The organism is Rhizobacter sp. (assembly GCF_031412075.1).
Classification (GTDB): Bacteria; Pseudomonadota; Gammaproteobacteria; order Burkholderiales; family Burkholderiaceae_C; genus Rhizobacter.
In genome coordinates, this window is record NZ_JANOCG010000372.1 from 1 (window position 1) to 10,019 (window position 10,019).

Consider the following 10,019-nt stretch of genomic DNA (forward strand, 5'->3'; position numbering starts at 1 on the left):
GTTCGGCCACGTAGGTGGCGGCACCACCGTACTCACCGCCCAGCGCCAAGCCTTGCAGCATGCGCAAGCCGATCAGGATGATGGGCGCGGCGATGCCGATCGAGTTGTAGTTGGGCAGCAGGCCGACGATGAAGGTCGCCAAGCCCATGATCAGGATGGTCACCAGGAAGGTGTACTTGCGCCCGATCATGTCGCCCAGCCGGCCGAACACCAGCGCGCCGAAGGGGCGCACGATGAAGCCGGCAGCAAACGCGAGCAGCGAGAAGATGGTGCGTGAAGCCGGGTCGAGCGCCGTGAAGAACTGGTTGCCGATGATCACGGCGAGCGTGCCGTACAGGTAGAAGTCGTACCACTCGAACACGGTGCCGAGACTCGAAGCGAAGATGACTTTCTTCTCTTCGGGGGTCATCGGCTTGCCGACAGCAGATGCAGTTGCCATGAAGTGCTCCTCGTATGTGCCTCACCGAACGATGAGGATGCGGCATCTTCACGGCAAGCTCTGACCGCGGCCTGACGCGAGGCTGATACGAAACTGACAAACCCGGTGGAAACCCGGTGCTCGCATTTCTTCATGCGAGATTCACAGGGCTTGCGAGATCAGTGTTTTCTCTGGGTCCCTTGCGGCAGCCGGGCCGCCGCGTCCCACTCGGGACCCGCGAACCACGGCTCGCGTCGCAGGTAGGCCGCCAACATCTCCAGGCCGTCGAGGCCCCAGAAGATGCGGCCATCGACCTCGACCGTGGGCACACCGAAGAGGCCACGCGCGGCCGCGTCTGCGGTGGCGAGCTTCAGCTCGTCTTTCACCTCGGCACTGGCCGGGTCGCGCGGGGGTGCGAGCCGTTGTGTGAGGGCGGCCAGCCGGCCGGCATCGGCGGCGTCGGCGCCACCGCGCCACACGTGCTGCAGCAGTTGCTCGCAAACCCAGCGACTGGGCGTGAGGCCGGCCGGTGCGCAGGCCAGGCCGAGCCGCAACAACGCGAGCGGGTTGAAGGGGTGCTGCGCGGGCATCTCCTGCGGCACGCCGAGTTGATGCGCGAGCCACATCACCTGCCGATACGTCCAATCGCGCTTGGGCGCGATCTCGGCCGGGCCCTTCTGGCCCCAGTGCTGCAACAGACCCGCGAGCAGAACCGGCTGGTAACTCACCTCGTGGTTCACGCCTTGCAGCACCTGCGGCAGGCGCTCGAACGCGAGATGCGCGTAAGGCGAGATCACATCGAAGGTGAAACGCAGGTGCTTCATGGGGCGGGAGGCGTGAAGGCAGCCGCCTTGCGCTGTTCGATCAACACCCAGACAGCGCGCTTGGCCTCATCACCCGAGGCACCCCAGCCGGCAATCTCGTCCAGCGTGCGCCAACAGCCTTCGCACAGGCCGCTGGCGGCGTGCATGCGACAAACATCGACGCAGGGGCTGGGGATGGTGTGGGGGGCGGTGGCGGGCATCGGAGTCAGGTGAGCACCAGTTCGGCCATATCGTCCCACAGCGCGGGGTCGATGCGGCCACGAACCTGCTTCACCTCCAGGCCTTGCCGGTCGAGGATGAACGAAGTCGGCGTGTGCGACACCGGGCCGAAGCTGTCTCGGTAGCCCACATCACCGCGCCACAGCATCGGGAACTTCTGCGCCGGCGGCACCATGCGGTTGATCACGCTGTCGTAGGTTTTCAACTCGTCGAGGTGGCGGTCCAGGCTCACTGCCACCAGCTGAAAGCCTTTGTCGCGCCAGGCTTCGTAGTTGGCACGCAGCTCGGGCATCTTGTCGCGGCAGACGGCGCAGCGGGTCGACCAGAAGAACACGAGCATGGCCTTGCCACGGTCTTGCGCCATGTCGTAGGCACGCCCGTCGAGCGTGGTGCCTGTGAGCGTCAAGCGGCCTCGCAAAGGCTCGGCCTGTACCAAGCCGCCGAGTGCTGCGAACGCAGCACCGGCCAGCAGCCGGCGGCGTGGGATGAGGGTGTGCATGAGGCCGTTCACGGGCTGTTGCGATGACGGTTCGTCGCCGGCGCGCAGCCGCTCTTACGGCCGGGATGCGGCAACAATGCACGCGCTGCCGATTCATCTCAGGGAAAGGCCGCCAGCCACGGCGGCACACATGCAACCACCCCAGTCAACACACAACGTGGCGTTCGACGCCCTGCGCGCCAGCCTCACGCTGCTAGTGGTGCTGCACCACACGGCCCTCACCTACGGTGCGATCGGTGGCTGGTTCTACCGCGAGCTGCCTACCGACGGCCCCGTCGCATCGACCCTGCTGGTGTTCTTCTGCACCGTGAACCAGGCCTTCTTCATGGGCCTGTTCTTCCTGCTGGCGGGGTACTACACACCGGCGTCCATCGAGCAAAAGGGCGCTCGCCGTTACCTGATCGATCGATGCGTGCGCCTGGGGCTGCCGCTGCTGGTCTTCGGTTGGGTGCTTGGGCCTTCAACGATCGCGCTGGCACAGACGGCGCGCGGGCGGCCATTCATCGACAGCTTGTTGGCTCTGTGGCGAAACGGCCACTTCGAGAGCGGGCCGCTGTGGTTCGCGCAGGCGCTGCTGGTCTTCGCCCTGGTCGCGGTGCTGTGGCGGCGCCTGTTCCCGCGCCGGCCGGCCGCACAAGACATGCCACCCTGGCCGTCCAACCGGGCGCTCACCATCGCAGCGCTCGCCACGGGCGGCGCAGCACTGGGTTTGCGACAGGCCTGGCCGGTGGGCGTCAACGTGTGGGGCCTGCAACTGGGCTTTTTTGCAAGCTATGTGCTGCTGTTCGCCTTCGGCTGCGTGGCAGCGCGTGCGCGGTGGCTGGAGCGGCTGGTGCCCGCCCAGGTGCGCACGTGGCAGCGTGTGGCGCTGCTGGCCTTGCCGGTCTTGGCCATCGTCTACGTTCTGCGCTTGCCGGGCATGGACGTGGTGTACGCCTTCTGGGAGCCGCTGGTGGCCTGGGGCGTGATCCTGGCGCTGCTCGATCGGTTTCAGCGCCGCTTCAACACACTCGGCCGGGTGTGGGCTGCGCTGGCTCGCCGCGCCTACACGATCTACGTGATCCACCCGCCGGTGCTGGTGGGCGTGGCGCTGGCATGGCGAGAGGTGCCAGCGCCATCGCTTCTCAAGTTTGCGGTGACGGGCTCGCTCAGCTGCGTGCTGTGCTTCATCGTGGCGGGCTGGCTGCTGCGCCTGCCTGGCGTGCGCCGGGTGCTGTGAAGCGGGTCTTTCAGGCCGTCGGCGTCACGTCGGCCAGAGGTGCGCCCGTCAAGGCCTGCAGCTGAGCCGGGCTGAGCTTGAACACGCCTTTGGGGTGACCGGCTGCGGCCCAGATTTCATCGAAGCGCAGCAGCTCACGGTCGATCAGCATCACCGGCGGTGTCACGTGCCCGACCGGCGACACGCCACCGATGGTGAAGCCGGTGCTCAACTTCACGAAGTCGGCATCGGCGCGACCCACGGGGCCGGTGAGGCCCGCCACCTTGTCGACGTCGACACGCAAGTCGCCCGAGGTCACCACCAGCACGGCCACGCTGTCGTGCTTGCGCTTGAAGACCACGCTCTTGGCGATCTGCCCGAGCTGAACGCCGAGAGCGTCGGCGGCTTCTTGCGCGGTGCGCGCGGTCACCTCCAGGAACACTGGCGCATGCGGGTGGCCCAAGCCGGCCAAGGTTTCGCTGACACGGCGAAACCCTTCCGGGAAGTTCACAGCACCCCGATCGCCGAGTACGTCGATCGACCCTCCGAGAGGGTCGGGCCTTGCTTGGGGCGGCCCGGCGCGGCGGCCCGTTGCGTCAAGGTCTTCATTGCTCATGCTGCTGCTTTTTCCCGTTTGGCCAACAAGGCCTTGCCCACGCGCGAAGCCGGTGGCCGGCCGATCACACCCGAGATGTACGCGCCAGCATCGACCAGTTGATCGATGTCGATGCCGGTCGAGATGCCCAGCCCATTGAGCATGAAGAGCACGTCTTCGGTCGCCACATTGCCGGTCGCGCCTTTGGCATACGGGCAGCCGCCAAGGCCGGCCACGCTGGCGTCGAAGGTGTGAATGCCCAGCTCGAGGCAGGCGTAGATGTTCGACAAGGCCTGTCCGTAGGTGTCGTGAAAATGGCCGCTCACCTCCACCAGCGGGTAGTGCTTGAGTGCACGCTCCATCGCGCGCTGCACCGCACGCGGTGTGCCCACCCCGATGGTGTCGGCCACGCCGCAGTGGTCGACGCCGATCTCTTTCATCAGGCGCACCACGTGCTCCACCTCGTCGGCACTCACCTCGCCCTGGTAAGGGCAGCCGAGCGCGCACGAGATGGCACCGCGCACCTTCAAGCCGTGTGCGTGCGCGGCCTCGACCACCGGCGCAAAACGGTCGAAGCTTTCGGCGATGCTGCAGTTGATGTTGCGCTGGCTGAAGGCCTCGGTGGCCGCAGCAAACACCACGATCTCGTCGGGCTTGCAGGGGAGTGCTGCTTCCAAGCCCTTCAGGTTGGGGGTGAGCACCGAGTAGCGCACGCCGGCGCGGCGCTCGATGCCGGCCATCACTTGCGCGTTGTCGGCCATCTGCGGCACCCACTTGGGGCTCACGAAACTGGTGACTTCGATCTCGCGCAAACCAGCGGCCTGCAGCCTGTGCACGAGCTCAAGCTTGCACTCAGCTGACACGGCCTGCTTTTCGTTCTGCAGGCCATCACGCGGGGCCACGTCGACCAGGGTCACGTGGCTAGGGAATGACGAAGACATCATGACCAATTCCTCACTATCGATGACTGAAGTCACAGACCCCTCCATTTAGGGATGTGCACCCTCGGTACAGAGGATGAAGATACCCGAACTGCCAGGAGATCTTGTGTCCACGCCCGTTCAACTCCGCATCGCCACCCGCATCCATTTCATCCTGAAACGTGATTTGGGTGAAGGCATCAATGTCGCTGCGATGCTGAGCGATGCCAATGAAGCGCGCGAGGTCTTGTTCGTCTGCCAGGCTTCGGGCAACCCCGAGCTGGTGTCGCTGGCGCGCCAATACGTCAACGCCGGCAAACTGGCCAAACCCGCGTTGATCAAGAGAGACGCGCCACAAGACGCGGCCTGGGCCCGCAACACCTCGGGCTTTGGTGTCACACAAGCATCCGAGCTGTCGGCACCCGAAGAAAGCAGCTGGCGCAGCGCCACGCAGTGGCTGCGCCGCAGCACCAGCCGCGTCGCGCGGTAAACAACATTCACGTGGCTGCCAGGCGCAGCAGCTCGCCGCCTTCAGCCACCTGATCCCCCGGCGCATACAGCAGCGCCTCGACCTTGCCGTCGCGCGGCGAAGTGATGGTGTGCTCCATCTTCATCGCCTCCATCACCGCCAGCGCCTGGCCTTGTCGGACCGCCTGGCCGGGCTGCGCCAAAAAAGCGATCACCTTGCCGGGCATCGGCGCCGTCAAGCGGCCCACGTCGACCGCCCCTTCGCCCGCATGCGCGAGCACGTCGACCTTGCCCACCGTGGCCACGGCTTCAGGCGCGAACACGGTGACACGCTCACCAAAGGCATACACCGTGAGCGACACGCGGCGCTCGTCGAGCTGCACATCGTGCCGGCCGTCGCCGCGTGCGGTGGAGGCAAAAGGCCAGCGTTGATCGCCCAACACCAGCGTCATCGCGCCGCCATGCGCACGCTCCAGCGTGACCACCTGGTGCGTGCCGTGCAGTTCCAGGTCGAACTGGCGGCGCGCACCCCCAAAGAGTCGCCAGCCGTCGCGCTTCGACCAGGGATCGGTGGTCTGCAAGGCCTGCTCGCTCGCCAATGCATGCGCCACCACTCCGGCCGCGGCCAGCTCGGCTGACAGGGGCGGGGTGTTGAACAACACCCCGCGCTCACGCTCGATCAGCGCGGTGTCGAGGTCGGCTTCGGCGAAGGAGCGGCTGGCCACCACACGCCGCAGAAAGGCGACGTTGGTGTGCAGGCCCACGATGTGGGTCTGCGCGAGTGCCGCGTCGAGCCGGGCCAGCGTCTGCGCGCGGTCGGCGCCCCACACGATGAGCTTGGCGACCATCGAGTCGTAGTACGGCGAGATGGTGTCGCCCTCGCGCACACCGGCGTCGAAACGAACGTCGCTTCGTTCGAAGCTCGCGGCCTGCGGCGTGCGGTAGACCTGCAGCGAGCCGGTGGCGGGCATGAACTGCTTGTCGGGGTTTTCGGCGCAGATGCGCGCTTCGATGGCGTGGCCGTGGATGCGCAGCTCGTCTTGTTTCAAGGGCAACGGCTGGCCACTCGCCACTCGCAGTTGCCACTCGACCAGGTCGAGGCCGGTGATGGCCTCGGTGACCGGGTGCTCCACCTGCAGGCGGGTGTTCATCTCCATGAAGTAGAAGCGCAGATCCCCCGGGCCGGTACGGCCCGGTTCGTCATCAGTGCCTTCAATGGGCTCGGCGATGAACTCCACCGTGCCGGCGCCCACGTAGCCCACGGCCTTGGCTGCCGCCACCGCCGCTTCGCCCATCTCGCGCCGGCGTGCCTCGCTCATGCCGGGCGCGGGCGCTTCTTCCAGCACCTTCTGGTGGCGGCGCTGCACCGAGCAGTCGCGCTCGAAGAGGTAGATGCACTGGCCGTGGGTGTCACCAAACACCTGGATCTCGATGTGGCGCGGGCGGGTGACGTAACGCTCGATCAGCACCGCGTCGTCGCCAAAGCTGTTGATGGCTTCGCGCTTGCACGACGCGAGCGCCGCCTCGAACTCAGGCGCCGCGTTGACCACGCGCATGCCCTTGCCACCACCGCCTGCGCTGGCCTTGATGAGCACCGGGTAGCCGATGGCATCGGCCTCGCGTTGCAACAAGGCCGGGTCCTGGTCGGCGCCGTGGTAACCCGGCACCAGCGGCACACCGGCTTGCGCCATCAGGCGCTTGCTCTCGGCCTTGAGCCCCATCGCCTTGATGGCCGACGCGGGTGGGCCGATGAAGACCAGGCCGGCATCGGCGCAGGCCTGGGCGAAGTCTTCGTTTTCGCTCAGGAAGCCGTAGCCGGGGTGGATGGCTTGCGCACCGGTGGCAAGCGCCGCCGCGATGATGCGGTCGCTGCGCAGGTAGCTGTCTTTCGGCGAGGGCGGCCCGATGTGCACCGCCTCGTCGCAGGCCATCACGTGCTTGGCGTGGGCGTCGGCATCGGAATACACCGCCACGGTTTGAATGCCCATTCGCTTGGCCGTGGCCGCCACGCGGCAGGCGATCTCACCGCGGTTCGCGATCAGGATTTTCTTGAACATATGGACTCCGCGGTGTAATCGCCTGCGCACGCTGCGCGTGCCATGCAATTTGACTTCGTCGCTGCGCCGCTTCGCGGCTGGTCACCCCGATTGGCAATCAGAATTTTCTTGAACATGTTCAGCTCAGGTTGAGGGCTGAGACGCGCCCAGCCACTTCGACAACAGGCGCAGCAGCTGCCGCAGGAATTTGGCAAACACCCAGATCAGCACCACCATCACGACCAGCGCCAGCAGCAGCGCGCCGAAGAACACCAGCGGCTGCTGCCACGAGAGCCACAGCATCACCGGCACAGCGCCGTCGCCGAGCAACGACAGGCCGATGTTGGAAAACGGCTCGGGCGACGTGTTGGCCGCAGCGCGGGTCGTCGCCTTGGCCACGTGGCTGGTGGCAGCCAGCATGCCGCCGAGCACGGCAGCCACCGAAGCGGCGGTGCTGTGGTCGGCGCCGAACACGCCCGCCGCCAGCGCAGCACCGGCCGGTATGCGGATCAGCGTGTGCAACACATCCCACACGGTGTCGACACCCGGGATCTTGTCGGCGAAAAATTCGACCGCCAGCATCAGGCCGCTCGCGCCCAGCATCAGCGGGTGCTGCAACAGCTGCAGGCCCTGCGGCAGATCCACCCAGCCCATGAACCCGGCCATGCCGGTGAGGAACACCACCGCATACAGGCGCAGCCCGCTGGCCCAGCCGAGGCCCGCGGCAATCGCCATCAACTGTGTCGTGTCCAGGTTCACTTCTCTGCCAACCAGGACGGTTTGCGCTTGTTGAGAAACGCCTGCACACCCTCGCGCCCTTCGTCGCTGGCGCGGATGTCGGCGATGCGACGCGCCGTCTCTTCACGCAGCGCGGCCGTGATCGGCACACCGGCGACGTCTTGCACCAGACGCTTGCAGGCGCGTGTGGCCATCGGCCCGTTGTCGACCAGCGAAGCGACGATCTCGTCGACTTTGGCATCCAGCGCGTCGAGCGCGCACACCTCGTGCACAAAGCCCAGCGCCTGCGCACGCGCGGCGCTGAATCGCTCGGCCGTGAGGAAGTAACGCCGCGCCGCCTGCTCGCCCATCGCGCGAATCACATACGGGCCGATGGTGCCAGGCAGCAGGCCGAGCTTGGCTTCGCTCAGGCAGAAGGCCGCCACGTCGGCCGCGACCAGCACATCACAAACCGCCGCCAGGCCCACCCCGCCGGCATAACAGTCGCCCTGCACCCGGCCCACCACCGACACGGGGCAGCTGTAGACCGCCCACAGCATGTCGGCCAGGGCTTGCGCGTCGGCGCGGTTCTGCTCCCAGCTGTAGTCGGCCATCGCACGCATCCACGACAGGTCGGCACCGGCGCAAAAGGCCTTGCCGTGGCCGCCGAGCACGATGGCGCGCAGGCTCGCATCGGCACCCAGCTCGGTGAAGGCCGCGTGCAGCTCGGCGATCACCTCGTGGTTGAAGGCGTTGCGCACGTCGGGGCGGTTCAGGGAAACGCGTGCGACCGCGCCGCTGCGTTGGATGTCGAGGGTGCTCATGCGGGCTTCTCGGTTCACATGCGGAACAGGCCGAAGCGAGTCTCCGGTATCGGTGCATTCAGGCTCGCGCTCAAACCGAGCGCCAGCACACGCCGTGTGTCGGCGGGGTCGATCAGGCCGTCGTCCCACAACCGAGCCGTGGCGTAGTAGGGGTGCGCCTGCGTTTCGAACTGATCGCGCACCGGCTGCTTGAACGCGGCTTCTTCGTCGGCGCTCCAGCTGCCGCCCTTGGCCTCGATGCCATCGCGCCGCACGGTGGCGAGCACGCTCGCGGCCTGCTCTCCGCCCATCACCGAAATGCGCGCGTTGGGCCACATCCACAAGAAGCGCGGGTCGAACGCACGGCCGCACATGCCGTAATTGCCGGCACCAAAACTGCCGCCGATGATGACGGTGAACTTGGGCACGCTCGCGGTCGACACCGCCGTCACCATCTTGGCGCCGTGTTTGGCGATGCCTTCGTTTTCGTACTTCTTGCCGACCATGAAGCCGGTGATGTTCTGCAGGAACAAGAGGGGCGTGCCGCGCTGCGCGCACAACTCGATGAAGTGCGCCCCCTTGAGCGCGGACTCCGAAAACAGGATGCCGTTGTTGGCCAGGATCCCCACGGGGCAGCCGTGGACATGGGCGAACCCCGTGACCAGGGTGGAGCCGTACAGCGCCTTGAACTCGTGGAAGTCGGAGCCGTCCACCAGGCGCGCGATCACCTCGCGCACGTCAAACGGCTGGCGCGGGTCCCTGGGAATGATTCCGTAGAGCTCGTCCGCCGGGTAAAGCGGCTCCGCCACAACTTGGGACGGACCCTCATTCCGGTCGCGCGATGAGCCGCCCCGCGACTTCGTGTGGCGGATGATCTCGCGTGCGATCGCGAGGGCGTGGCGATCATCCTCGGCCAGGTGGTCGGTGACGCCCGAGGTTCGCGAGTGCACCTCGCCGCCCCCGAGGTCCTCCGCCGTCACGACCTCGCCGGTCGCCGCCTTCACCAGCGGAGGCCCGCCGAGGAAGATGGTGCCCTGGTTCTTTACGATGATCGACTCGTCGCACATCGCCGGCACGTAGGCGCCCCCGGCGGTGCAGGAGCCCATCACCACCGCGACCTGCGGGATGCCCTGCGCGGAGAGATTGGCCTGGTTGTAGAAGATGCGCCCGAAATGCTCCTTGTCGGGGAACACCTCGTCCTGCAGCGGCAGGTAGGCGCCGCCGGAATCCACCAGGTACAAGCAGGTCAGGCGGTTCTGCGCGGCGATCTCCTGCGCGCGCAGGTGCTTCTTCACCGTCATCGGGTAGTAGGTGCCGCCCTT

The 10,019-nt window shown here is 66.7% G+C and carries 12 protein-coding genes; 2 read left to right on the top strand and 10 right to left on the bottom strand.

Translation table 11 applies throughout. The features are described 5' to 3' along the window. The 4 genes from RMO40_RS13805 to RMO40_RS13820 all read right to left on the bottom strand — a co-directional run. The coding region (locus tag RMO40_RS13805; RefSeq protein WP_309722196.1) for an MFS transporter at positions 1 to 439 on the bottom strand (439 nt) is incomplete at its 3' end. 158 nt (positions 440 to 597) lie between these two features. Beyond that, entirely contained in the window at positions 598 to 1,242 is a 645-nt protein-coding gene (locus tag RMO40_RS13810) for a 2-hydroxychromene-2-carboxylate isomerase (protein ID WP_309722199.1), read from the bottom strand. Further along, the gene (locus RMO40_RS13815; protein ID WP_309722201.1) at positions 1,239 to 1,442 is read right to left on the bottom strand and encodes a DUF1289 domain-containing protein; all 204 of its coding nucleotides are present in this window, start codon (positions 1,440 to 1,442) and stop codon (positions 1,239 to 1,241) included. Before RMO40_RS13815 ends, RMO40_RS13810 begins: the two co-directional genes overlap by 4 nt. A 5-nt stretch (positions 1,443 to 1,447) precedes the next feature. Then, on the bottom strand, positions 1,448 to 1,960 hold the full coding sequence (locus RMO40_RS13820) for a redoxin domain-containing protein (RefSeq protein WP_309722204.1): 513 nt from the start codon (positions 1,958 to 1,960) through the stop codon (positions 1,448 to 1,450). Between the two features lie 130 nt (positions 1,961 to 2,090). Here RMO40_RS13820 and RMO40_RS13825 point away from each other — a divergent pair, with 130 nt between their 5' ends. Beyond that, the gene (locus RMO40_RS13825) at positions 2,091 to 3,179 is read left to right on the top strand and encodes an acyltransferase family protein (protein WP_309722206.1); all 1,089 of its coding nucleotides are present in this window, start codon (positions 2,091 to 2,093) and stop codon (positions 3,177 to 3,179) included. Between the two features lie 10 nt (positions 3,180 to 3,189). Here the strand turns inward: RMO40_RS13825 and RMO40_RS13830 are convergent, their stop codons facing one another. Then, complete coding sequence (locus RMO40_RS13830; protein ID WP_309722209.1) at positions 3,190 to 3,774, bottom strand: YbaK/EbsC family protein; 585 nt, start codon at positions 3,772 to 3,774, stop codon at positions 3,190 to 3,192. After that, the gene (locus RMO40_RS13835) at positions 3,771 to 4,694 is read right to left on the bottom strand and encodes a hydroxymethylglutaryl-CoA lyase (RefSeq protein WP_309722229.1); all 924 of its coding nucleotides are present in this window, start codon (positions 4,692 to 4,694) and stop codon (positions 3,771 to 3,773) included. The genes RMO40_RS13830 and RMO40_RS13835 overlap by 4 nt, the downstream gene beginning before the upstream one ends. A gap of 106 nt (positions 4,695 to 4,800) precedes the next feature. Here RMO40_RS13835 and RMO40_RS13840 point away from each other — a divergent pair, with 106 nt between their 5' ends. Next, complete coding sequence (locus RMO40_RS13840) at positions 4,801 to 5,163, top strand: hypothetical protein (RefSeq protein WP_309722212.1); 363 nt, start codon at positions 4,801 to 4,803, stop codon at positions 5,161 to 5,163. A 7-nt stretch (positions 5,164 to 5,170) separates the two neighbouring features. On the opposite strand, the gene RMO40_RS13845 is transcribed toward RMO40_RS13840, so the two are convergent. The 4 genes from RMO40_RS13845 to RMO40_RS13860 form a co-directional block, all read right to left on the bottom strand. Next, positions 5,171 to 7,198: an ATP-binding protein gene (locus tag RMO40_RS13845; protein WP_309722217.1), complete on the bottom strand. Its 2,028-nt coding sequence runs from the start codon at positions 7,196 to 7,198 to the stop codon at positions 5,171 to 5,173. A gap of 123 nt (positions 7,199 to 7,321) precedes the next feature. Further along, the gene (locus RMO40_RS13850; RefSeq protein ID WP_489660164.1) at positions 7,322 to 7,912 is read right to left on the bottom strand and encodes a DUF4126 domain-containing protein; all 591 of its coding nucleotides are present in this window, start codon (positions 7,910 to 7,912) and stop codon (positions 7,322 to 7,324) included. Positions 7,913 to 7,932: 20 nt separating this feature from the next. Further along, on the bottom strand, positions 7,933 to 8,718 hold the full coding sequence (locus RMO40_RS13855; protein WP_309722223.1) for an enoyl-CoA hydratase-related protein: 786 nt from the start codon (positions 8,716 to 8,718) through the stop codon (positions 7,933 to 7,935). 14 nt (positions 8,719 to 8,732) lie between these two features. After that, a partial coding sequence (locus RMO40_RS13860) for a carboxyl transferase domain-containing protein (RefSeq protein WP_309722226.1) occupies positions 8,733 to 10,019 on the bottom strand: 1,287 nt, incomplete at its 5' end.